This is a genomic window from Brevundimonas sp. FG8 (genome assembly GCF_057808845.1).
The window spans coordinates 373,551-394,705 of the sequence record NZ_JBMDIU010000002.1 but is presented as its reverse complement, the minus strand read 5'-3'; the positions used below and the strand labels follow the sequence as shown (position 1 = coordinate 394,705).

Genomic DNA, 21,155 nt, shown 5'->3' with positions numbered 1-21,155 from the left:
CTAGTGGGGCAAATATGGCAGAACTAGGCGAAACCGCGCGAAACAAACCCAAACACGATGTAGTTCAAATTCAGTAACTTGGAACTTTTCGGAACGATGAGAAACGGCCAAAAAGGGCTCTCCGAAGGCAGGGGTCAGAGGTTCGAATCCTCTCGGGTGCGCCATCTCTTCAATCCCCGTGAATTCGCCGCCTAACACCTTGAAAGGCAACGAGGTTTCAGGGGTTCGAAAGCCTCTTTCGCGGTGGTAGCGCAATTGGTTCGGAAAAGTCAGTTTGAGAGCAGCTCTCTTGTCCTCTAGGCGCTCTGAAGCGTAGAGATTCCAAGGGTTTGCGAGGAACCCCATCGCGGTTCGAAAAGTCTCATCATAGCTGCGGACAGGTGTGCCACATTTCGAGATGTTTTCTTCCAGAAGCAACTTGCGCCCCTCCAATTCATCGACACGTTTCTCGAACGCCGACATCACAGTGCGGCTCTCAGCGTCTACGATCCGATCCAGCATGAGCGCGATCTTCTTATCGATCTCGACCATCTCTCTCTTGAGCTCGGTCCGGCGTGTGTTGCCTTTCGCTAGCTGACCGTTCCACGAATCCTCAAAGGCGACCGAGGCGAGTGTGAACAGCTCTCGGGTGGGCACCAACGATTTCAGTGTGGCTTCGAAATCGGCGTCGATCCGTTTCCTCTTGATCGACTTGTTGCGGCTCACACACCCCCGCTGACGGCAGAGATAGTAGGGGTGAAGGCGGTCTCGGCCACAACTCCAACAGGCCGTCAACGCATGCCCGCAATCGTCGCAGAGGACATGCCCCCGCAGCGGGAAGTCGGAGTTTACATCAACCCGGTAGGGTGCTCGCACCTTGCCTTCAAGCTTCTCCTGAATCCGGGTGTGCATGTCGAGGCTGATCAGAGCCTCATGCTGTCCTTTGCGCAGCCCGATACCCCAACTCGGTGCCGCTACATATCCGGTGTACAGGACCTGCTTCAGGATAATGGTCGCCCGTTCAATGAGAACGGACCCGTGCCGGCCGCGCGGGAACTCAGCGTGGGATTGCAAGAAGCGGGCGAACTCCGACGGAGAGTTGATCCGGTCGCTCGCATAACCCTCAAGGCCCTCCTTCAGGATGCTCGCGAGTGGTTCTTGTCTAACCAGCATTTTCCCGCCAGCCGGAGCGCGGTCATACTGGTATCCGATGGGCGGAGCGAACACCCAGAACCCGTTCGATAGTCGGGCGCGCATCCGGTTGAGCGTCTGCTCGCCATTCTTCCGCTTTTGATGTTCTGAAACGCTCGCGAGAAGATGCTCGACCAGCTGACTGTCTGAATCCTCACCGAACTCGATCGAAGGCGATTCTAGCACCGCGCCAGCACGGCCGATTTCAGCACGCAGCTTCAGGTGTGCTTCCAGCCCCCGAGCAAGCCGGCTGATATCGTCGATGATGACGACCAGCGAGTTCTTGCGATTGGCGCGAATGAACTTGAGCATGTCGTTCATGCCCGGACGCCCAATGACGCTTCCGGACATGTCATCGCTGAAAACCCTCATGACTTCGTAGCCACGAAACTTCGCGAACTCCCGGCATCGCGTCTGTTGCGACGACAATCCATCACCACGCGTCGTTTGTTTTGTGGAGCTAACGCGGCAGTAGATGACGGCCTTTGTCAGGGGCTTTCTGGCCATTCTGAACGTCCTTGGCGTTCGATGATTCAGCTTTTGGCCCTGCGACCAAAGCAAAATCTTGTTTTAATGTCCGATTAGATTCGATGCTAGCACAGCTAGACTCAGTTGATAAAGTATTTTGGAAAGCAATGTCTACAAATGACTTCATGACGTTCACGACAATGAGGATCACCTGATCACGCTCATCGCCGTTGATGCCGCAGCAATCTATGAGCTCGCGATATCTCGCGAGGTCTGCGGCTGAAATCTCGCCGATCCCCATTGAAACTCACCTTGTGTGGTGCTCGCAGAGCACTTGCAAAGTGACTCTCTAGGCTCCCCCAAACCCTGCCTCGGGGACTTAACCCCAAAGCGAGAGATACACCCTCGACCAAACACCACTTGGAGGATGTATACTTTAATTATACATAATAACTGAGCAAATTCAACTAGATATTTTCCGTCATCTATACCGTTCGTCTAGCGGTCTTCCGCTAGCCCTGTCGTAAAAGGCGTTTCGTATTCTGTCGAGCCTCCCTTCATGTCTGTGTGACACGAGGCGCGACGCCGCTCGCATAAGCCTCGCCGAACGATCCTCACTCGAACCTGGTGGCCGGAACGAAAGCTCCGGCCCATCGCGTTTCAACAGCTCGCGGTACTGGTTCGTCGTCCACTGCTGACGATGCCGTTTGAAGTGATCCTCGGCATGTTCGAGCACGCGAACACGCCGTTCAGCAACGGCTTCAGGCATGCCCTTCGTTGGAGGCTGCGACGACTGTCTGGCACAAGAGTCGAACTGGACAAGGTCTGCGCATCAGCCTGTGCTAACTCCCTTCTGGTCGCGTCGGCGAACCTGAACATCAGGCGAGGAACCGTAATCGGCTTCCATCACTCGGCGGTCGCTATCGAAGCCAACTATCAAGGTCTCGGAGAGCCAGTTCCCCCTGCGATCGCCCGGGGGGCAATGAGGCTTCGGGCCTTGTACGCCCGCCGTGGAGCGGACATAGGCCTGCTAACCTGTAGCGCCGAAATGATCGGTCTGACGCAAGAGGCGGTCGATGTCCCTGTGCCGGGACGAAACACGACCTTGAAGGGGTGGCGAACGCTTCGCCGCTGGTGGGTTCCGCGCAGCGACACTTTGCAACGATTTGGCGTTCGCTGGCGCGACGGCGCACCGCAAAACGACTCACGAGCGGTACGATCCGCCCTGGCGGCAGATGACCGTGCGATCGCCTACGGTGCTGCGTCAGATTGCGCGGGTCCGTCCTGATCCCACTGCATCCGGATACAGGTGTAGCCGCGACACCTGAAATTCCTAATGGCTTCGACGGGCTTGAAGCCGAGCCAGTTGAGCCATTTCAAGTCGGTCACATTTAGCTGCGGCACGTAGTTATAAAGGCGAGCCTCTGTCCCACGCAGGTGGTCGAATCCCTTTCGGGTGTGCCTCAGACCGCCGAGCATGAGCGCTTCCCCAAACCCCTCAGTACCAATCAGCCATATCCCCGCACCAAGGGGATCGGCAGGTTGGCGGCCCGCGAGGGCTAAACACCGCCCGTCCTTTTCAATCGCCACGATCTGCAAAGAGTACTGAAGACTTCTGATCAACGCCACATGAGGCGGCGCCGGGGTCAAAGCGACGATATCGAGCAGGTCAGACTTTCGAAGATCCCCGACCACTTCGTCGATGTCGGACGGGCGAACGGGGCGCATCAGAAACGGTCCGACCACCAAGCCGGTATCAAGCTTCTCTGAACGCACGCCAAGCTCCTGCGGTCAGAGGTTCCAGCAGATATTCCACAAGGGACCTACGGCGCACGATCGCGAGGACCTCGACCGGAGTTCCCGCTCTCAGCATTCCAAAATGGCGGGAGGCGGCCGCCTCCTTCCAAGCAGTGTCAGGCAGAACGATCGTCGCGAGAATGATCCCTTCGCCAGCGGGCGTTGTGACCACGTCTGGCGAAATCGCCTCGATGGTTCCAGACACAACCAATCCCCTGTGCAAGCCGCTCGCGCCAAGTCTGACATCGGCGCGCTGACCAATGCGCAGCTCGCTGGCATGTTTGGGGGTGAATGACGCCTCAATGACAAGCGTCTCGCGGACGGGGACAATCGACATCACTTTGTCGCCCGGTGCGATAACCTGACCTGGTCCGACGACGTTCAGCTCGATCACCCAACCGGGCACGGGCGCTACGAGTTCGCTGTCCGCTCGCGCCAGACTTGCGGATCCTAGCTCCGGCGCTGATCGGCCAAGCTGCAACTCGACATCCTGAAGTTCGGCCGATGCCAGACGGGAATGCTCGGCCAATATCCCACCACGTTGTGCGCGCGCCTCGGCAAGCTGGGATTGGAAGTCGGTCCGTTGCGACACGAACTGAGCGCTGGCGGCTCGCTGCGCTGTAAGCCGGTTCTTCTGGGCGCGTAGGCGCTCCCTGATGACCAGAAGCCGGACCGTGGTCTCGCCCGCAGCCTGTTCATTGAACATCAAATGATTTGGATCGAGCGTGACGAGCTTCTGTCCCGCCGTGACCTGCTGGCCATCGCGCACGTGGACAGACAGAAGGCTGCCGGAAATCTGATCGAAGGGGGCAAGCGTTCTCCCAAGGAGTAGGGACGACGCAAAGATGATGGCAGGCTGTCCTGTCGAACAACCGTTGGAAGGGCAGGGCTGAGAGAGGCGAGGATCAACTCGTCCGAGGCGTTGCGGTTAAGCCGCGTGCTGGCTTTCGCAAGGACGCGCACGCGTAGCCCATCAAGAATCGAAACAGCCACCACGGCTGCCACAGCAGCGACCGTCAGCCCGATCAGGGTTTCCACACTCGCCGCAGGGACGACCCGTTGATAGATCCCCATCAGGTAGAGTGTCGGTGTGAGCAGCAGCAGGTTGGATACGCCGCTCAGTGCGACAGCCAGCCAGATATGGGTAAGGACAGTATGCCAAGCCTTGGCAACCGGATTGCCAGTGGTCCCGAGCTTCAAAGAATCCGCGTTCAAGACACCCCCAACCAGTCACCCATCCGTGGATGCAATTTACCAACTCCGCGATGACGTCAGCGCCGCTCGGACAAGATTCGACAGCGCACTCGCCTTCGCGGCAGGGTAGAAACAGCAGCGGGAAGTACAGCTCTGAACCGGGCTTGCCAAGCGTCCGGCATACGGCAGGTTTGCATCACGTAAGCGCCAGCCCATCCATGATGGAAATGCGCACAGGATGACGGTCGGGGCGTGATAGATGAACGCGACAGCTTAAAAACGATAGCTTTCCCAAGAAGGTCTTGGTCCAGCTAAGCCGCCCAACCGACCGCAGCGGAATAGTTCTCTCCATCTTCCACGGCGGCGCGCCATTTTCCTTTCCACACCGTTCGGACGGCGCCGGTGTTCGTCGCCGGGCGCGGCGATATTTTCAGGTGAAGTCGTTGACGCACTCGGTTGTGTGCGATCCGCGTTCGCCGGTGCCCCAGAAGTGCTGGGCGAAGGTCGTCGTTCGATCCGCGCTGAACACGTCGGTGTAGTGCGTTATGCATCGCACCAGGATGCAGGCTTTCTTGGCGTTCAATTCCTTCATCTGTGCAGAGGTCAGCGTGAACGGGGTCTCAAAGCTGAAGCTACGCTCCTCGCCGGCGCCGATGATCGCGCCTTCGAAGGTCCGGTCGTAGTCAACATCGTCCGGAATTGCATCAGCGAGGCGGTGATAGATCACCGAGGTGTGCAACCGCACGTTCTTCGCAGGCGTCTGGCCGTTGTTTCGCAAGGGTATGCGCCAACGCACCGGGGCTCCTGCCTTGCAGATCTTCAGTTCGCCGATCGCCGCGATCAGATAGGCCCTGAGCTGTCGTTCAGTGGCGAGGACGAAGTCTTCGTGGGTTTGCTGAGCGAGCGACAGTTCCTGCTGGGCGACGGTGAGTTCTTCCCGCGCGGTCGCTATCTGCGCCTGCGCGGCGCTTGCGGCATCGCTGGCGTGTTTCACTGCGCGAGCGGTCCAGAACAGACTGACCACCACGCCGATCACACCGAGCGCGGCCACGATGAACTGGGCGAAAGCCCATCGGGCCGACGCCTCGGAGGCTTCAACGGTGCGAAGCGCGAGATCGTGCGCCCGAGCAGCCGCCTCCGGGTCGGCAGCCAACTGGGCGGCGCCGGAAGACGCGCTGGCGCACGACGCCAGAAGGGCGCCGATCAGCAGACCGACAAGCAGATGTCTCATGGAGCCCCCCGGCTCAAGGTGTGCGCAATCGAAAGTTGTCACGCGGCGCTGACGCGCGTCAACCACGGCCGCAGGGCACCATGAACCTCCGAAAGCAGGGGTCAGGGGTTCGACTCCTCCCGGGGTACGCCATTTTCTCCGGAACAGTCAGTGATCCGGCGGCACGCGCGGGATCGGCGTCAGCGCCAGCCGCCGTCGCGCGCGCGGGTTTCGGCGGCTGCGTCGAGGACGTCTCCGGCCTGCGCGGCGTCGACGGCGGCCAGAATCACAGGAGGAATGTCAGCCGAGGCGGTGCGGATGGCGTCCGGACCGGCGGCGCTGAACGGGGCGAGAGCCTGAACGGCCCAGCGGTTGTCGGCGCGGCAGGCGAGGCCCGCGACGCCATCCGAACCGGCGCTGAAGGTCCGGCACCAGTGGCCTTCGGCGTCCCGGAAGGTCAGGCCGACGGCGCGGCCTTCGGCGTCGGCGCCCTGCCCCGCCAGACGCTGGTCCAGCACGCGGGTGAGGTCGGCATCGGCGATCTGGCCTTGCGGACCGACGACGAAGCCCTGCTCCGTTCCCGGGCCGCCGACCATCAGGCCCAGCACGAAGGCCGCGGCGGCCGCCGCGCCCCACACCGGCAGCAGCGAGGGGGCGAAGGCGGCCTTGAGCCGATCAGCCCATGACGGACCGCGCGCGGCGACGGCTGGAGCCCCGGCGATCAGGGCGGCGAGGGCGTCGTCGCGGGGGTCGACCCGGGCGGGGAAGGCCCCCTCCGTCAGCGCGCGCAGGCTCCGCAGGGCGGCGAGACGGTCGGCGAGGACCGGATCTGACGCGGCGGCTGCGTCGATGGCCGCGCCCTGATCGGGGGTCAGTTCGCCGTCCACCCGGCGCATCAGGGTTTCGTCGTCATAGAGTGTCATGCGGTCACGCCCTGTTCGGCAAGGGTCTGGAGAAGGGTCTGCCGTCCACGCACCAGTCGGCTGGTTAATGTGCCCGCCGGGACGCCCAGCACACCGGCGGCCTCGGCGTAGGACAGGCCGTCGATGAGGACCAGCGCCACGGCCAGCCGCTGGTCATCGGGCAGGCTGCGGACGGCGGCCTGGACCGCGAGCGCGTCGGCGCGCAGGGCCTCGCCCGCCTGGGCGGCGTCGGCGACATTGGAGGTGAGATCGTCCTCGGGCGACAGGACCTTGCCCCAGCGCGCCTTCGAACGGGCGTCGTCGATGTGGATCCGTCTCATGATGGTGAAGGCCCAGCTGTCGAGACGGGTGCCGGGGGTCCAGCCGGAGCGCTTGAGCAGCGCGCGCTCGACCGTGGCCTGAACCAGATCCTGCGCATCGGCGTCCGAGCGGCAGACGGCGCGCGCAAACCGGCGCAACCGGGGAAGAAGCTCCACCAGTCCCGTCTGGAATGCGTCCAAGTCGATACTCCGCTCATGCGGGATGAAACGTCCCGGCCCTGACGTTTCATCCATTGTCGGGCCGTCGCCAATGGCCTTTCATCCGTTTCATACGTTGGAGCCGCCGATGAGGCCTCATTTTCTGATCCTTTTGGGATGTGCCGCGGCGCTGGTCGCGGGACCGGCCTCGGCGCAGATCGGCCTGCCCGGAGGCGGCGGGTTGCCTTCACTGCCGGGCGCCCGCGACCTGCCGGGCCGACTGCCGGGCGAGGTGGATCGCCTGACCGGTCAGGCGCGCGACGGGATCGAGGGCGCGCTGCAGGTCCCGGCGCGGTTCCGCGATCTGGTGCGACGGTCGGACGGGGCGCTGGAGAGCGATCCGGACGGATGGGCCGTCGTGCGAGGCGAGATCGTGGCGGTGACCCTGAGCCCCGACGCGCGGCGCGCGGCGCTGGCCGAGGGTTTCACCGTGATCCGCGAGGAGCGGCTGGAGGAGCTGGACCTGACGACCGTGGTGCTGGCCCCGCCGCGACGGATGTCACCGGGCAGGGCGATGGCGCGACTGAAGGCCCTGGCGCCGGACGGAGAGTTCGCCTTCAACCACGTCTATGTCCCGGCGGGGGATATGGAGGCCGAGGCCGAGGCCGCCCCGGTGATGGAGCCCACGCCTTCCTCCACGCTTCAGGGCGGCGGGGTCCGGGTCGGGCTGATCGACACAGGCGTGGATGCGGGGCATCCGGCGCTGGCGGGCGTCAACATTCAGACGCGCGGCTTTGTCGGGACGGCGCGGCCGGCGGCCCACGGAACGGCGGTGGCTTCGCTGCTGGTCGGACGGGGGCAGGGCTTTCACAGCGCCGCGCCGGGGGCGAGCCTGTATGCGGCGGACGTTTATGGCGGGGCCGCCACCGGAGGATCGGCGACAGCGGTGGCGCAGGCGCTCAGCTGGTTGTCGGGCCAGAATGTGCGGGTGGTGAACATCAGTCTGGTGGGGCCGCGCAACGGCCTGATCGAGACAGCGATCGCGCGGGCGCGGCAGAGGGGAATGACGGTGGTGGCCGCCGTGGGCAACGACGGCCCCGCCGCCCCGCCCCTGTTTCCGGCCAGCTATCCGGGCGTGATCGGCGTGACGGCGGTGAACGCGCGCAACCGGGTGCTGCCCGAGGCCGGACGCGGGCCGCAGGTGGACTTCGCCGCGCCGGGCGCGGACATGGCCGCCGCCGGAGGGCGAGGCTGGGTGGCGGTCAGGGGGGCGTCGTTCGCGGCGCCGCTGGTGGCCGGGCTGCTGGCGCGAAACGGCGGGGATGTGGAAGCGCTGGCCCGCACGGCGACCGACGAAGGCGCGCCGGGCGCCGATCCTGTGTACGGGCGGGGCGTGGTCGCCGGGACGCTGAGGACCGCCCCGGCGGCGGTCGGAGCCCGGGGCCAGTTGGCCCGCTGAACTTTTTTCAGAACTTTTTTCAGGGGTCGGGATGAATCCGGATCGACCCGTCGTTGGACTCTGCGAGGGCGATATCGCCCGCACCTTTCGCAGGAGAGATACGATGCGCAAGACCCTGATGATCACCGCCGCCGCCGTCGCCATGACCCTGGCCGGAGCCGGAGCCGCCAACGCCCAGATCGCGGGCGGCCTGACCGGCGGACTGACCGGCGGATTGGGCGGACAGGTGGGCGGCGCCGGCGGTTCGGTGGGCGGCATGGGCTCGGGCAACCTGACCGGCGGCGTGGACGGTTCGTTCACCCGTGACCGGATCGGCGAGACCACCAGCCGCGCCGAACAGGCCCGCGCCCGCGCCGAGCGCCGTGCGGCGGCCGCCGCTGCTCGCGCCGAACGCGCCTCGGCCCGCGCCCAGGGTGAAGCCGCCGCGGGCGTGACCCGTGCGGGTTCGACCGCCGAAGGCGCCTCGGCCGCCGGTCAGACGGCGCTGGGCAACACCGCCAACAGCGGCACCGCGGCCGCCAACGGCGCGCTGAACAGCTCAGCCTCTGGCCGCGCCGCCGGCTCCGGTTCCGGTTCCGGCGCAGTGAACACTCCGCGCCGTCAGGTCCAGGGCAGCGGTTCGGGCGATGCGGCGGCCTCGGCCAGCCGTTCGGGCGCCTCGGTCTCGCTGGGCGGCTCCGCCGAAGGCTCGGCGGAGCGCACCCGCCCGCAGGCGTAACCGCCTCACCGCCGGGCCTGCCCCCGATCCCGGCCATGAGCCAGTTGAGCCCGGCGCCGCGCGCCGGGCTCGCTGTGCAGGACGAGCCGCACCGGACGGTCGAATGTCACCGGTGTCTATAACTAAAGTGAAGGCTGTGTCGGGGCACGGCCTCGCTTATGAAGGGCGGGCGACCGGTTTTAGTATCGGCACTCCGGTCGCGCGCGCCGATGACCCGAACCTTTGGGCTCCGGGTCGGCGGCCATGCCGCGCGGGCCGTCGCGTCTCCTGAGAAGGTCTGTGCGGTATGAAGCGGTCCGGCGCCTCGCTCCACCCCCCCCCGGGGAGAGGCGCCGGAGCGCAAGGCCCCCGCGCCGGCGGGTTGACGGCGACCTGCGACCAACTGAACCTTGATCACCCGGCGAAAACGGGATCACTGTGGCGTCAGACCAGACCGCGCAAAGCGGCGGACCAAGGAAAACGCCCATGACCGACCAAGCCGCCGCCCGCGCGTGGCCCGCGCTGACTCTCGCCCAGGCGACCGCCGCCCTGACCGCGCCGGGCTCGATCTTCGAGGTGGTCGAGACGACCATTGAGGGGCGCCCGACGAAGATCTGGAAGAACGCCCCGCCGACCCTGATGCACACCTTCATGGCCGGGCGGCAGTGGGGGGCGCGGACCTTCATCGTCTATGGCGACGAGCGGGTGTCGTTCGAGGCCTTCTCGCGTGCGACGCTGGCGCTGGCGGCGGACCTGAAGGCGCGCGGGGTGAAGAAGGGCGACCGGGTCGCGGTGGCCATGCGCAATGTGCCGGAATGGCCGGTCAGCTTCTTCGCCGCCGGTCTGCTGGGCGCCATCGTCACGCCGCTGAACGCCTGGTGGTCGGGCGAGGAGCTGGCCTACGGTCTGAAGGATTCGGGCAGCACCGTCGCCATCGTGGACGGCGAGCGGCTGGAGCGGATCGCCCCGCACCTGCCGGAGCTGACCGACCTGACCGACGTGCTGGTGTGCCGGGGCCGCGAGGCGTCGGGCGATCCCCGCGTCGGGACGCTGGAAGCCGTCATCGGCTCGCCGGACGCCTGGCCCGATCTGCCGGCCGGCGAGATGCCGGACGTGCCGCTGGATCCCGAGGACCCGGCGGCGATCTTCTACACCTCCGGCACGACCGGCTTCCCCAAGGGCGCGCTGGGCACCCACCGGAACGCCGGTTGCGGCGTGATGGCCGGGCTGTATTCGCTGGTGCGGGCCTTCGTGCGCCGGGGCGAGACGCCGCCCGCGATGGACCCGACCGCGCCGCCCAAGGTCGGGCTGGTGTCGATCCCATTCTTCCACACCACCGGCTGCAACGCCCTGCTGCTGCCCGCGCTCGTCACGGGGCAGACGCTCGTTTGCCAGCGCCGGTTCGACGCGGCGGAGGCGCTGATGCTGATCGAGCGGGAGAAGATCAATCTGATCGGCGGGGTGCCGACGGTGGCTATCCAGCTGCTGCAACACCCGGACCGGGACAGGTACGACCTGTCGTCGCTGGAGACCGTGACCTATGGCGGGGCGGCGGCGCCGACCGATCTGGTGCGCCAGATCGACGATCGGACCACGGCGCGGCCCGGCTCGGGCTGGGGCATGACCGAGACCTCGGCCACACATACCCATCACTTCGGCGAGGACTATGTGAACCGCCCGGACAGCTGCGGCCCGGCCATGCCGGTGAGCGCGATCAAGGTGGTGGGACCGGACGGCGCGGAGCTGCCGACGGGCGAGGTCGGCGAACTGCTGGCCTATGGGCCGAACATCGTGAAGGGCTACTGGAACAAGCCCGAAGCGACGGCCGAGACCTTCGTCGACGGCTGGGTGCGCACGGGCGATCTGGCGCGGATCGATGAGGAAGGCTTCTGCTTCATCGTGGACCGGGCCAAGGACATCATCATCCGGGGCGGGGAGAACATCTACTGCCAGGAGGTGGAGGCGATCCTGTTCGAGCATCCGGCGGTGGCCGAGGCGGCGCTGATCGCCAAGCCGCATCCGGTGCTGGGCGAGGTCCCGGTCGCCGTGGTGTCGCTGGCTCCCGAACAGACGGTGGACGCCGATACGCTGAAGGCCCTGACGGCGTCGCGACTGGCGGCGTTCAAGACCCCGGTCGAGGTGCATATCCTGAACGAGCCCCTGCCCCGCAACGCGGCGGGCAAGGTGGTGAAGGGCGAGCTGAAGGCGCGGTTCGCCTAGGCGGGCGCGAAGGCCCCGAGCACGCTCTTCAGGCCCTGAAGCAGGACGTCGGATTCCGCGCCGGTCTTGCAGCCGCCGGTCAGGATCAGGCGCAGGGCCTTCACATGCACCTCGACGGCGGGCCAGTTCCACACGCCCATCGCCTGCATGCGCTCGGACAGGTCGCACAGGCTGTAGCCGGCGGTGTAGAGCGGGCCGGTGTCGAAGAAGCCGGCCAGATCGACCAGGGCCGACGCCAGCACATAGACCCGGTCGCGGCCTTCGGCCGTCGCCTCGACGCACAGGGTCTCCAGCTGACCGATCAGGCGACCCAGATCGCCCATGATGTCGGCCTTGTGGCTTTGCAGGCCGGTCTCGGCCAGACGCTGGGCGTCGGCGATGGTGCGCCCGCCGGGACGGGCCAGCTGTCTGGCGAGGGGGCTCTGGATTTTCAGGGTACGGACTTCGCTCACAGCGACACCCGCATCGGCTTCATCAGCATATCGATATCGGACTGATCCATATTGGCCTCGGCGGGTTCGCCGACGTGGGTCGACAGGTCGCCCGAGCGACGCCCCGGCTGGCCCAGCGGCGGGCCGAAATTGCGAACCCGACGGTCAGGGCCGACATAGCTTTCGCACTCGACGAACTCGCGCTCATCACCGCCCAGCCACAGGATGCGGCGCAGGAGCACGGCGGGGGTCAGGGGCTTGGCGACCACGAAGCTGGCGCCGCAGTCACGACTTTTCTGGATGCTGGACTGGGCCGCATGACCGGTCAGCATGATCACCGGGGTGTATTTGGCCGGTGCGGGCATCTCGCGACGCAGCCAGCGGGTGAACTCAAAGCCGTCCATTTCCGGCATCGAGCAATCCACCAGGACCAGATCGACCGGCTGGCGCTTGAGGATCTCCACCGCATCGACCGCGCTTTCGCACTTGATCTGCTGCTTGACGCCGAAGCCCTGGAAGATCGAGCTGAGCATATCCAGCGCCTTCGGGTTGTCGTCGATCAGGAGCACGGTCGAGTGCTCCAGATTGACGCGGGCGTTGGAGGAGGCGGCCATGGCGTCAGTCGAACAGATGCAGGTCGCCGGCGTCCGCGGACGCGCGGGCGGGCTGGTGACCGTTCAGCCGCCCGGCCATGTCCGCGAGCAGGACGGTGGAGACGGCGTCGGCGGAGGTCTGGCCCGAGGCGAGACCGTTGAGCACGCCCGAGACCGCATCGAGGCGCTGGATCAGCACATCGAGCGCCTGGGCGTCGGTCAGGGCCTCGGCCCGGTGTTCGGCGGGCAGACGGCGGACGAGATCGGACAGCAGACCCGAGACGCGATCCACGCCCGAGCGGACGTCGCCGATCTCGGCGGCCAGGGCGGCCAGCAGGGAGGACGCGTCCGCGGGCATCAGAACAGCTCCAGATCGCCGCCGGCGGCGACCGGGGGCGGCGCCGGCACGGGACGCGCGGGCGGGGTGGTGGCGGCGTCGGTGACGCCCCTTTGCAGGGCGCGACCGCTGACCGGCCAGTAGTGCAGACGACGGCCGCCGGCGCCGCGCAGGCTGCCGCCCACGACCCGGATGCCTTCATCGCGCAGGAAGCGTTCCGCGAACTCGGCGTTGGCCATGCCGACGTCGCGCAGGCTGTCGAACATGCGACCGCCGCCGAACAGCTTGGCCTCAAGGCGTTCGCGACGGGCGCCCGCCTTGATCAGGTCGTTGATCAGCAGCTCCATCGCATAGGCGCCGTAGCGGCGGCCCGCGTCGGTGCCCGCCCCCGCGCCGTCCGGCAACAGGAAGTGGTTCATGCCGCCGACGCCCGCGACCGGATCGGTCAGGCAGGCGGCGACACAACTGCCCAGCACCGTGGTGAGCATGACCGCGGGATCAGCGGTGATGTGGTGCTCGCCCTGACCGACGTGAATGCGAATCTCGCCGCGATCCGACGACTGCGCGGGGCTCATGTCAGAGGTCCGAAGACGCCTTCCAGCTTCTCTTTCAGCTGGGCGACGGTGAAGGGTTTGACCAGGTAGTTGTTCACGCCGAACTGGACCGCGCGCTGGACCAGTTCGCGGTCGGCGCGGCCGGTCAGCATGATGAAGGCGGTGGTCTGGATCGGCGGGTGGGCGCGGATGGCGCGCAGCAGGCCCAGGCCGTCCAGGTTGGGCATATTGAAGTCCGAGATCACCAGATGGGCCGGGCGGGTCACGATCTCGCGCAGGGCGATCTCGCCGTCGGCGGCCTCACGGATCTCGCGCACGCCGAGCTGCTGCAGACTGTTGCGCACAAGCGAGCGCATGGTCTGCTGATCATCGACGACGAGAACATGGAGGGCGGCGGCGGCGGGCATACGTATTCCTTCAGGCAGCGGTCGGGGCGGCGCGGGGGGACGCGGCGCAGACGTCGAGAATGGCGGAGCTGAGACGGTGAAGCGGGAGCTGGCGTTCGACGGCGCCGATCTCCTGGGCGGCGCGCGGCATGCCGTAGACGACGGACGAGGCTTCGTCCTGGCCCAGGGTGTGGGCGCCGCCCTGGCGCATGGTCAGCAAGCCCTTGGCGCCGTCCTTGCCCATGCCGGTCAGGATCACCCCGGTCATGGGGCGGTTCAGGCGGGCGACGGAGTTGAACAGGACGTCCACGGACGGACGGTGGCCGTTGACGGTCTCGGTCCGGCTGAGGCGGCAGCGCGGCGCGGCGCCGGAGACCTCGAGGTGAGCCTCGCCGCCGGGGGCGATGTAGATGTGACCGGGCATGACCGGCGCGCCGTCCTCGGCCTCGGTGACCGTCGGGGCGCAGACCTTGTCCAGCCGCGCCGCGAAGCTTTTAGTGAAGGTCGCGGGCATGTGCTGGGTGATGACGGTCGCCGGGCAGTTGGCCGGGAAGCCCTGCAGCACGGTCAGCAGCGCCTCGACGCCGCCGGTGGAGGCGCCGATGGCGAGGATCAGGTTCGGGTCCGGGCGGTAGTCGCCCGGGGCCTGATGAATGGCGGGGACATCGCCGCGCGGGCGGACCCGGGCGCGGGCGGCGGCCTTTACCTTGATGTTGAGTTCGGCGAAGGCGACGGCGGCGGGGGTGCCGTCCATGGGCTTGCCGATCGCGTCCACGGCGCCCGCCTCCAGCGCGGCCACGGTCGTTTCGGCGCCCTTCTGGGTCAGGGTCGAGACCATGACCACCGGCATCGGCCGCAGGCGCATGATCTTCTCGAGGAACTCCAGCCCGTTCATGTTGGGCATTTCGACGTCCAGGGTGATGACGTCGGGGTTCAGGCGCTTGATCGCCTCGCGCGCTTCCAGCGGATCGGCGGCCGAGCCGACGACCTCGATCTCGGGATCGCGGCGCAGGGCGGCCGTCAGCAGGCCGCGCATGGTGGGGCTGTCGTCGACGACCAAGACCCTGACCGGGGCGGCGCTCATCCGGCGGCTCCCAGCTGGTAGGTGGTCAGGCCGCTGGTCTGCAGGCGGGCGGCTGCGGTCCCGGAGACGCGCTCGGAATGGCCGATATACAGGGTGCCGCCCGGGTTCATCAGCGGCAGGAAGCGGTTCCAGACACGCTCCTGGGTGGCGTCATCGAAATAGATGACGACGTTGCGGCAGAAGATGACGTCGAACTTGCCCTTCATCGGCCAGTCACCGATCAGGTTCAGCTCCTTGAAGGTCACCAGCTGCTTGAGCTGGCGTCCGGCGACCCACTGGCCACGGTCGGCGCGGTCGAAATATTTGCGCCACAGGGTGGCCGGCGCGGGCTCCAGAGCCTCTTCGGAATAGACGCCCTCATAGCCTTGCACGACCATGTTGGGGTCGATGTCGGTGGCCAGAATCCTCACGTCCAGCTCGGCCGCTTCCGGCAGGGTCTGGAGCACGGTCAGGGCCATGGAATAGGGCTCCTGCCCGTTCGAACAGGCGGCAGACCACAGGCGGACCCGGCCGCCGGCGCGGGCGCGCTCGGCCAGCTTGGGCATGATCCGGTCGCGCAGGTGATCGAAGTGGTGCGGCTCGCGGTAGAAGCGGGTGACGTTGGTGGTCAGGGCCGCCGTCATCAGCTGCCGCTCATCGACGCCCTCGACGCCGTCGATCAGCTCGCAGTACTCGCGGAAATTCCGCAGGCCAAGCACGCGCAGGCGCTTGGCCAGACGCGAGTAGACCAGCGCGGCCTTGCCCTCGCCCAGCGCGATGCCGGCGTAGGAATGCAGGGTGTGGGCGATATGGCGGAAGTCTTCCGGCGTGAGGACGAACTCGCCCTCCACCATCGACGGCGCCCCGGCGGCGGAGGTCATGCGGCTTCGGCTTCCGCTTCCGGCAGGATCATGTCGAGTTCGATCAGGCTGATCATGCGGCCGTCCAGCGCGAAGATGCCCTTCACGAAGGTGCGAACGTCATCGCTGGCGACGTCCGGGGTCGGCTGGACCGTGCCTTCGGTCAGCTGGATGATGTCCGAGACCGCGTCGACCAGCAGGCCGACGGTGCGGCCGCCGATGTGGGCCACCATGATGACGTGGCGGGCCGTCGGTTCGGAGGTGCGCAGGCCGAAGCGGGCGCCCAGGTCGACGATCGGCAGGACCGCGCCGCGCAGGTTGATCACGCCCTTCATGTAACCGGGCGAACGCGGCAGCGGGGTCGCGGGGGTCCAGCCCCGGATCTCGCGGACCGACATGATATCCACGCAGAACTCCTGCTCGCCGATACGGAAGGCGATCAGTTCACGGACAGCGGCGTTGTTTTGCACTTCGGTCATGGATCAGCTCGCGAGCTTGAGTTCAGGCCCCGCCGCACGGCGACGGGCGTTGGCGACGATGGCGTCGACATCGAGGATGAGGGCGACGCGGCCGTCGCCGAGGATGGTGGCGGCGGCGACGCCGGGCACCTGCTGGTAGTTGGTTTCCAGGCTCTTGATGACGACCTGGCGCTGACCCTGGATGGCGTCGACCATCAGGGCGGCGCGAGCGCCGGATTCGGTTTCGACCACCACGGCGACGCCCTGACCCGGCGTCACCGGCGTGTCGCGGAAGCCCATCACCTGGGCCACGTCGACCAGCGGCACGAAGTTTTCGCGGAAGCGGATGACCGCGTCACGGCCGCCGACGTAGTGCACGTCATCGGCGCGCGGCGTCAGGCTTTCGACGATGTTCGACAGGGGCGCGACCAGCGTCTGTTCGGCGGCGCCGACGACCATGCCGTCCAGCACCGCCAGCGTCAGCGGCAGGCTGAGGGTGAAGGTCGAGCCCTTGCCCGGAACCGAGCTGATGGTGATGCGGCCGCCCAGCGCCTGAATGGAGCGCTTGACCACATCCATGCCGACGCCGCGACCCGACACATCGGTGATGGTCTCGGCGGTGGAGAAGCCCGGCAGGAAGATCAGATTGTCGATCTCGTCGTCGGTCAGGACCGCGTCTTCGGCGATCAGACCGCGCGACACGGCGATCCCCTTGACCCGTTCGCGGTTGATGCCGCGGCCGTCGTCGGAGATTTCGATGACGATGCGGCCCGAGCGGTGCAGGGCGGCCAGATGGACCGTGCCTTCCGGCGACTTGCCCGCGGCCTCGCGATCCGCGGGCGTTTCCAGCCCGTGGTCGATGGCGTTGCGCAGCATGTGGGTGATCGGTTCGGCCAGACGTTCGACCACGGTCTTGTCGACCTCGGTGTCCTCGCCGGCGGTGACCAGACGGACCTTCTTGCCGGTCATTTCGCCGACTTCGCGGACGAGGCGCGGCATGCGCTGGAAGACCGACTTCACGGGCTGGGCCCGGATGGCCATGACGCTGTCCTGAATCTCGCGGGTCAGGAGTTCGAGATCTTCCAGACCCATCATGACCGCCGACGACCGGGCGGCCATGCCGCTTTCGGCGACGCGCTGGGCCAGCATGGCCTGCTGGATGACCAGCTCCCCGACGGCGTTGATCAGGCGATCGACGCGGTCGAGATCGACCCGGATGGTGGCCGGAGCGGCGGGGGCCGAGGGCGCTGCGGGTGCGTTCGCGGCGGGGGGCGTGGGCGCGACGGCGGGAGCCGGAGGCGCGACCGGTGCGGCGGCGGCCTCGATGACCGGCGCGATGGCGACCGGAGCCGGAGCAGGGGTCTCGACGGGCGCGGCAGCGGCGGCGGCCAGCAGGGCCGAGATATCCAGATCAGCCGGGGCCGGCGCGGCCGCAGTCAACGACGGCAAATCGGGCAGGTCCGGCGAGGTCGCGGCGGCGCCCAGGGCGGTGATGCTGAGGTCGCAGTCGCTCTCGACGAAATCGAACACGTCACGGACGGCGGCCTCGGTCGCCTCACCCGTCAGCTCGATGGTCCAGATCAGGTGGTTTTCCTCGACGATGAGGGCGTCGAGTGCAGGGACCGCACTGTCGTCCAGCGAGACGGTGATCGGACCCAGACGGCCCAGTTCGCGCAGCAGCAGGCCCGTCTCATTGGCGTTGGCGTACATGGCGCCGTGCGGACGGAACACGATGCGCCAGCCCGCGTCAGCCGCCGGAGCGGCCAGGGGCGGAAGGTCGAGGGGCGGCAGATCCAGCGAGGGCAGCGGGGCCAGGCCGACGGTCAGGGGGGTGAAGCCGAAGTCATCATCCTCCTCGACGGCGGCGCCGGGAACCGAGGCCTCGCCATGGGTCAGGACCTCCATCTCGGCGACCAGACCGGCGGAACGGGCTTCCTCGACCTCCGGGGCGTGCCCCTGGGCGGCGGCGACGTGGTCGGCCAGCACGTCCGAGGCGCGCAGCAGGGTGCGGACGGTGACCTCGTCGCAGGGCTTGCGGCCCGCGCGCAGTTCATCCAGCAGGGTTTCGAAGACGTGGGCGAAGCGGACCAGCGCGTCCAGACCGAAGGCGCCGGCGCCGCCCTTCACCGAGTGAACGGCCCGGAAGACGGCGTTGATCGTCTCGCTGTCGGTCTGGCCCGACTCAAGCACCAGCAGCTTGGCTTCCAGGTCGGCGAGCAGTTCGTCGCATTCCTGGAAGAAGGTCGCCTTGATCGCTTCGAATGCGTCCACGGAAGCCTCTGGGTCAGGCGGCCACGCGGCGGACGGCGTCCACCAGCTTGACCGGGTCGAAGGGTTTGACAATCCAGCCGGTGGCTCCGGCGGCGCGGGCGCGGGCCTTTTTCTCGGCGTCGCTCTCGGTCGTCAGGACCAGCACCGGCGTGTGGCGGTGGTTCGGGTCGGCGCGCACGCCCTCGATGACGCCGAAGCCGTCCATCCGGGGCATGTTGATGTCGGTGATGATGATGTCGGCGCCGTTGGCGGCCAGCACCTCAAGGCCATGCACGCCGTCCACGGCCTGGATGACGTTGTAGCCGGCGTCCTGCAAGGCCAGCAGCAGCATGTCGCGCATGGTGCGGGAATCGTCGACGGTCAGAACAGTCTTGGTCACGCGGCGGCTCCCACGGGGCTGGTGTCGAAGGGGGCCGCGCCGAAGGCGGCCCATTGGTCGGAGAAGTTGGCGTCGTCGCCGGTCGTCACGGTCAGCGGCTGACCGTCAGCGGCCCAGGTGGCGCGCGCCGACAGCAGAACCTGGAGGCACAGGCCGCCAAGACGCTCGACGGACGAGACGTCCAAGGTCAGGGGCTGCCCGCGCAGGCCGAGGATTTCGGCCTGCAACGGACCCGCGGCGCGGATGTCCAGCACGGAGGGAAGGACGACCGAAGCGCTCATCAGAACTCCTCCCAGCCGTCCTCGACGGCCTGCGTTTTCAGGGCGGCGCCGCCGCGGCCGGTGGCGCGCATTTGCGGAACCGGGGCATGGGCGGCCGGACGAGGAGCCGGAGCGGAGGCGCGCGGCGTGGCGCGGGTCGCCTGAACACTGCCGTCGCCGATGCGGAAGCGGGCGACCGATGAGGCGAGGCTCTCGGCTTCCTGCGACAGCGAGTGGCTGGCGGCGGTCGACTGCTCGACCATGGCGGCGTTCTGCTGGGTGACCTGATCCATCTGGTTGACGGCGGTGTTCACCTGCTGGAGGCCGGTGGCCTGTTCCTGCGCCGAGGCGGCGATTTCCGAAACGAGGCTGTCGATCTCGGCGACGCGGCTGACGATACGCTGCAGGGCTTCGCCGGTCTGACCGACCAGGCTCACGCCCGAGGCGACCTGGGTTCCCGAGGCCGAGATCAGGGTCTTGATCTCCTTGGCCGCTTCGGCCGAGCGCTGGGCCAGGGCCCGCACTTCCGAGGCGACGACCGCGAAGCCGCGGCCCGCGTCACCGGCGCGAGCGGCCTCGACGCCGGCGTTCAGGGCCAGCAGATTGGTCTGGAAGGCGATTTCGTCGATCACCCCGATGATCTGGCTGATCTGGCTGGACGACTGCTCGATGGCGCTCATGGCGGCGACGGCGTCACGGACGACAATGCCCGAGGTTTCGGCGTCGCCACGCGCGCCCTGCACCACGTCCGAGGCCTGACGGGCGCCCGAGGCGGTCTTGTTCACCGTGGCGGTGATCTGGTCCAGGGCGGCGGCGGTTTCCTCCAGCGATGCGGCCTGTTGCTCTGTGCGGCGCGACAGGTCGTCGGCGGCGTGGCTGATCTCGCCCGAGCCCGAGCGGATGGCCGAGACGTTCGAGACGACCACCGACATGGCGTCCTTCAGCTGGCCGATGGCCGCGTTGAAGTCCGACTGCAGCTTCACATAGTGGGTCGGGAAGGTCTGGGTCAGGCGGTAGGTCAGGTCACCGGCGCTGAGACGCTCCAGACCTTCGGCGAGGGCGCTCACGACCAGAGCCTGTTCCTCGGCCGCGGCTTCGCTGGCGGTCAGGTTGCGGCGACGCTCCTCCTCGGCCCGCTCACGAGCTTCGGCGGCTTCGGCCTCGACCCGGACCTTTTCGATCGCGGCGTCGCGGAAGGCGAGGATCGCCTGGCCCATGGCGCCGAACTCGTCCTTGCGACCGGCTTCCGGCACCTGCAGCGAGGTGTCGCCGCCGATCAGGCGCTTCATGTGCTCGACCATCTTCAGCACCGGACCACCGATGCCGCGCGTCAGGGTCAGGCCGGCGCCGAGCGACAACAGGATGGCGGCGGCGATGCCCAGGCCCAGCGCCCATTTCGCGCTGGTCGCGGCATTGGCCTGGAGCACGCGGACGCGTTCCAGTTCGGCCATGTTGCTCTGCTTGATGGTCTCCAGGGCGCCTTCGACCGGCTCGATGATCTGGTCGGCGGAGCCGCTGCGGCCCACCATGGCGATGGCGCGGGACTGGGTCTCGGGATTGCGGGCCAGGGCGGCGCCGCGCACGACGACGTGCTCGAACCAGGCGTCCGCCGAACTCAGCAGGGTGGTCGCTTCTTCCTGAACGGCCGGGCCGCCGGTGTCCGCCATCTCCTGGACGGCTTCCCTGAACTTCGCGCGGTGCCCGTTGGCGCGCTCGATGTAGTACTCGTCACCCGACAGCAGGAAGCCGCGGAAGGCGTTCTCCTGACGCGCCAGATAGAATTCGGCCGCAGCCGTGGCGCGGACCATCTGGTTGGCGACCGTGCGCTGCTCGCCCGCCTGGTTCAGGGCGAGCATCTGCATGAAGACGACCACGCCCATGGCGGCGATCGCCGTCAGAACGCAGGCGAAAGCCAGGAAGAGTTTCCGGCCGACGGGCAGGTTGTTCAGGAAGTTCACTGTTAAGCC

At 67.2% G+C, this 21,155-nt stretch carries 22 protein-coding genes; 3 read left to right on the top strand and 19 right to left on the bottom strand.

Annotated elements, in window-relative coordinates; genetic code table 11:
* The 7 genes from ACODRV_RS05530 to ACODRV_RS05500 form a co-directional block, all read right to left on the bottom strand.
* Positions 1 to 1,677 (bottom strand): recombinase family protein, encoded by a 1,677-nt coding sequence (locus ACODRV_RS05530; protein ID WP_488907692.1) that lies wholly within the window; start codon positions 1,675 to 1,677, stop codon positions 1 to 3.
* A gap of 1,212 nt (positions 1,678 to 2,889) precedes the next feature.
* The gene (locus ACODRV_RS05525) at positions 2,890 to 3,414 is read right to left on the bottom strand and encodes a hypothetical protein (protein WP_488907691.1); all 525 of its coding nucleotides are present in this window, start codon (positions 3,412 to 3,414) and stop codon (positions 2,890 to 2,892) included.
* Positions 3,395 to 4,204 carry a beta-barrel domain-containing protein gene (locus ACODRV_RS05520; protein WP_488907690.1) on the bottom strand — a complete coding sequence of 270 codons (810 nt, stop codon included), beginning with the start codon at positions 4,202 to 4,204 and terminating at the stop codon, positions 3,395 to 3,397. The genes ACODRV_RS05525 and ACODRV_RS05520 overlap by 20 nt, the downstream gene beginning before the upstream one ends.
* Entirely contained in the window at positions 4,141 to 4,650 is a 510-nt protein-coding gene (locus tag ACODRV_RS05515) for a hypothetical protein (RefSeq protein WP_488907689.1), read from the bottom strand. The genes ACODRV_RS05520 and ACODRV_RS05515 overlap by 64 nt, the downstream gene beginning before the upstream one ends.
* A 409-nt stretch (positions 4,651 to 5,059) precedes the next feature.
* Positions 5,060 to 5,860, bottom strand: coding sequence for a hypothetical protein (locus tag ACODRV_RS05510; protein ID WP_141625407.1), 801 nt, complete (start codon positions 5,858 to 5,860; stop codon positions 5,060 to 5,062).
* A gap of 179 nt (positions 5,861 to 6,039) precedes the next feature.
* Positions 6,040 to 6,762 (bottom strand): hypothetical protein, encoded by a 723-nt coding sequence (locus tag ACODRV_RS05505; RefSeq protein ID WP_488907688.1) that lies wholly within the window; start codon positions 6,760 to 6,762, stop codon positions 6,040 to 6,042.
* Positions 6,759 to 7,262 (bottom strand): RNA polymerase sigma factor, encoded by a 504-nt coding sequence (locus ACODRV_RS05500; protein WP_205750807.1) that lies wholly within the window; start codon positions 7,260 to 7,262, stop codon positions 6,759 to 6,761. Before ACODRV_RS05500 ends, ACODRV_RS05505 begins: the two co-directional genes overlap by 4 nt.
* Before the next feature lie 106 nt (positions 7,263 to 7,368).
* Here ACODRV_RS05500 and ACODRV_RS05495 point away from each other — a divergent pair, with 106 nt between their 5' ends.
* The 3 genes from ACODRV_RS05495 (at position 7,369) to ACODRV_RS05485 (ending at position 11,596) form a co-directional block, all read left to right on the top strand.
* Positions 7,369 to 8,679, top strand: a complete 1,311-nt coding sequence (locus ACODRV_RS05495) for a S8 family serine peptidase (RefSeq protein ID WP_141625404.1) — start codon at positions 7,369 to 7,371, stop codon at positions 8,677 to 8,679.
* 103 nt (positions 8,680 to 8,782) lie between these two features.
* Positions 8,783 to 9,397 (top strand): hypothetical protein, encoded by a 615-nt coding sequence (locus ACODRV_RS05490; RefSeq protein ID WP_488907687.1) that lies wholly within the window; start codon positions 8,783 to 8,785, stop codon positions 9,395 to 9,397.
* Between the two features lie 465 nt (positions 9,398 to 9,862).
* Complete coding sequence (locus ACODRV_RS05485) at positions 9,863 to 11,596, top strand: class I adenylate-forming enzyme family protein (protein WP_488907686.1); 1,734 nt, start codon at positions 9,863 to 9,865, stop codon at positions 11,594 to 11,596.
* Here ACODRV_RS05485 and ACODRV_RS05480 read toward each other — a convergent pair.
* From ACODRV_RS05480 to ACODRV_RS05425, 12 genes are read right to left on the bottom strand one after another with little or no spacing between them, the layout of a single operon-like run.
* Positions 11,593 to 12,048 (bottom strand): chemotaxis protein CheE, encoded by a 456-nt coding sequence (locus tag ACODRV_RS05480; protein WP_141625401.1) that lies wholly within the window; start codon positions 12,046 to 12,048, stop codon positions 11,593 to 11,595. The genes ACODRV_RS05485 and ACODRV_RS05480 overlap by 4 nt on opposite strands.
* A complete protein-coding gene (locus ACODRV_RS05475; RefSeq protein ID WP_141625400.1) occupies positions 12,045 to 12,641 on the bottom strand; it encodes a response regulator in 597 nt (198 codons plus the stop codon). Before ACODRV_RS05475 ends, ACODRV_RS05480 begins: the two co-directional genes overlap by 4 nt.
* 4 nt (positions 12,642 to 12,645) lie before the next feature.
* Positions 12,646 to 12,978 (bottom strand): DUF8776 family protein, encoded by a 333-nt coding sequence (locus tag ACODRV_RS05470; protein ID WP_488907685.1) that lies wholly within the window; start codon positions 12,976 to 12,978, stop codon positions 12,646 to 12,648.
* The gene (locus tag ACODRV_RS05465; protein WP_141625398.1) at positions 12,978 to 13,532 is read right to left on the bottom strand and encodes a chemotaxis protein CheD; all 555 of its coding nucleotides are present in this window, start codon (positions 13,530 to 13,532) and stop codon (positions 12,978 to 12,980) included. The genes ACODRV_RS05470 and ACODRV_RS05465 overlap by 1 nt, the downstream gene beginning before the upstream one ends.
* A complete protein-coding gene (locus ACODRV_RS05460) occupies positions 13,529 to 13,918 on the bottom strand; it encodes a response regulator (RefSeq protein WP_141625397.1) in 390 nt (129 codons plus the stop codon). The genes ACODRV_RS05465 and ACODRV_RS05460 overlap by 4 nt, the downstream gene beginning before the upstream one ends.
* A 10-nt stretch (positions 13,919 to 13,928) precedes the next feature.
* A complete protein-coding gene (locus ACODRV_RS05455; protein ID WP_141625396.1) occupies positions 13,929 to 14,981 on the bottom strand; it encodes a protein-glutamate methylesterase/protein-glutamine glutaminase in 1,053 nt (350 codons plus the stop codon).
* Entirely contained in the window at positions 14,978 to 15,841 is an 864-nt protein-coding gene (locus tag ACODRV_RS05450) for a CheR family methyltransferase (RefSeq protein ID WP_141625395.1), read from the bottom strand. The genes ACODRV_RS05455 and ACODRV_RS05450 overlap by 4 nt, the downstream gene beginning before the upstream one ends.
* Positions 15,838 to 16,299, bottom strand: coding sequence for a chemotaxis protein CheW (locus ACODRV_RS05445; RefSeq protein WP_141625394.1), 462 nt, complete (start codon positions 16,297 to 16,299; stop codon positions 15,838 to 15,840). The genes ACODRV_RS05450 and ACODRV_RS05445 overlap by 4 nt, the downstream gene beginning before the upstream one ends.
* Positions 16,300 to 16,302: 3 nt before the next feature.
* A complete protein-coding gene (locus tag ACODRV_RS05440; protein WP_488907684.1) occupies positions 16,303 to 18,549 on the bottom strand; it encodes a chemotaxis protein CheA in 2,247 nt (748 codons plus the stop codon).
* Positions 18,550 to 18,562: 13 nt separating this feature from the next.
* On the bottom strand, positions 18,563 to 18,928 hold the full coding sequence (locus ACODRV_RS05435) for a response regulator (protein ID WP_141625392.1): 366 nt from the start codon (positions 18,926 to 18,928) through the stop codon (positions 18,563 to 18,565).
* Positions 18,925 to 19,209 (bottom strand): STAS domain-containing protein, encoded by a 285-nt coding sequence (locus ACODRV_RS05430; RefSeq protein ID WP_488907683.1) that lies wholly within the window; start codon positions 19,207 to 19,209, stop codon positions 18,925 to 18,927. The genes ACODRV_RS05435 and ACODRV_RS05430 overlap by 4 nt, the downstream gene beginning before the upstream one ends.
* Positions 19,209 to 21,146 (bottom strand): methyl-accepting chemotaxis protein, encoded by a 1,938-nt coding sequence (locus tag ACODRV_RS05425; RefSeq protein WP_488907682.1) that lies wholly within the window; start codon positions 21,144 to 21,146, stop codon positions 19,209 to 19,211. The genes ACODRV_RS05430 and ACODRV_RS05425 overlap by 1 nt, the downstream gene beginning before the upstream one ends.
* Between the last annotated feature and the right edge of the window lie 9 nt (positions 21,147 to 21,155).

What these genes read in the sequence shown, in the direction of transcription:
- ACODRV_RS05530 (WP_488907692.1), bottom strand. Translation starts at nt 1,677, where the DNA reads ATGGCCAGAAAGCCCCTGACAAAGGCCGTCATCTACTGCCGCGTTAGC.
- ACODRV_RS05510 (WP_141625407.1), bottom strand. Translation starts at nt 5,860, where the DNA reads ATGAGACATCTGCTTGTCGGTCTGCTGATCGGCGCCCTTCTGGCGTCG.
- ACODRV_RS05505 (WP_488907688.1), bottom strand. Translation starts at nt 6,762, where the DNA reads ATGACACTCTATGACGACGAAACCCTGATGCGCCGGGTGGACGGCGAA.
- ACODRV_RS05495 (WP_141625404.1), top strand. Translation starts at nt 7,369, where the DNA reads ATGAGGCCTCATTTTCTGATCCTTTTGGGATGTGCCGCGGCGCTGGTC.
- ACODRV_RS05490 (WP_488907687.1), top strand. Translation starts at nt 8,783, where the DNA reads ATGCGCAAGACCCTGATGATCACCGCCGCCGCCGTCGCCATGACCCTG.
- ACODRV_RS05485 (WP_488907686.1), top strand. Translation starts at nt 9,863, where the DNA reads ATGACCGACCAAGCCGCCGCCCGCGCGTGGCCCGCGCTGACTCTCGCC.
- ACODRV_RS05475 (WP_141625400.1), bottom strand. Translation starts at nt 12,641, where the DNA reads ATGGCCGCCTCCTCCAACGCCCGCGTCAATCTGGAGCACTCGACCGTG.
- ACODRV_RS05470 (WP_488907685.1), bottom strand. Translation starts at nt 12,978, where the DNA reads ATGCCCGCGGACGCGTCCTCCCTGCTGGCCGCCCTGGCCGCCGAGATC.
- ACODRV_RS05465 (WP_141625398.1), bottom strand. Translation starts at nt 13,532, where the DNA reads ATGAGCCCCGCGCAGTCGTCGGATCGCGGCGAGATTCGCATTCACGTC.
- ACODRV_RS05460 (WP_141625397.1), bottom strand. Translation starts at nt 13,918, where the DNA reads ATGCCCGCCGCCGCCGCCCTCCATGTTCTCGTCGTCGATGATCAGCAG.
- ACODRV_RS05455 (WP_141625396.1), bottom strand. Translation starts at nt 14,981, where the DNA reads ATGAGCGCCGCCCCGGTCAGGGTCTTGGTCGTCGACGACAGCCCCACC.
- ACODRV_RS05450 (WP_141625395.1), bottom strand. Translation starts at nt 15,841, where the DNA reads ATGACCTCCGCCGCCGGGGCGCCGTCGATGGTGGAGGGCGAGTTCGTC.
- ACODRV_RS05445 (WP_141625394.1), bottom strand. Translation starts at nt 16,299, where the DNA reads ATGACCGAAGTGCAAAACAACGCCGCTGTCCGTGAACTGATCGCCTTC.
- ACODRV_RS05430 (WP_488907683.1), bottom strand. Translation starts at nt 19,209, where the DNA reads ATGAGCGCTTCGGTCGTCCTTCCCTCCGTGCTGGACATCCGCGCCGCG.